Here is a 610-nt window from a genome sequence, read left to right as displayed (position 1 = left end):
CGACTCTTCGCTCGCTGATGGGCTGAGTTCGCACCGTGCGCCACGGGTAGAGCCAGTCTTGGGTCAGCGTGAACCACGACTTCCTCGCCCCCTTTTTGGGGGCTTGCGCACAGATATTGTTAGAGTAGGCATCTTAGCGACTTTTCTGTCGCACCCGGTCGCCACCGCGACCCCGTCAGATATGACGAAACACCGAGCACCAAGGATGAGATGTCCCCTTCCGCAGTTGAACCGCCTGCATCCCCACCGTCTGCGCCCGCAGCTGCGGCTACCGCGGAAATACCGCCCACCGTTCCCGAAACCAAGACCCGCGTCAATAAGACCGTCTTCATCGGCTCGGCAACAGGAATCATCGCAATCGCCCTCTGGTCCATCCTCGCCCCGACGAGCGCGAGCGCTGTCATCGGCTCCGTCGTCGGATGGGTTTCCACCAACCTCGGCTGGTACTACTTTCTGATTGTCACGCTCGTTCTGGTGTTTGTGATCTTCATCGCCGTCTCCCGCGTGGGGAAGACCCGGCTCGGCCCGGATCACTCCCGACCGCAATTCAGCCTATTCACCTGGACGTCCATGCTGTTCGCTGCCGGGATCGGCATCGACCTGATGTTCT

1 protein-coding gene is annotated in these 610 nt (G+C 60.7%); it reads left to right on the top strand.

Annotated features, from left to right (window positions below; translation table 11 throughout):
- Positions 1-210: 210 nt before the first annotated feature.
- Positions 211-610, top strand: a 400-nt coding sequence (locus tag JF66_RS19980) for a BCCT family transporter (RefSeq protein ID WP_035880635.1), incomplete at its 3' end; no start/stop codon positions are given.

The organism is Cryobacterium sp. MLB-32, assembly GCF_000738085.1.
Lineage (GTDB): Bacteria > Actinomycetota > Actinomycetes > Actinomycetales > Microbacteriaceae > Cryobacterium.
This window is presented reverse-complemented; position numbering and strand designations above follow the sequence as displayed.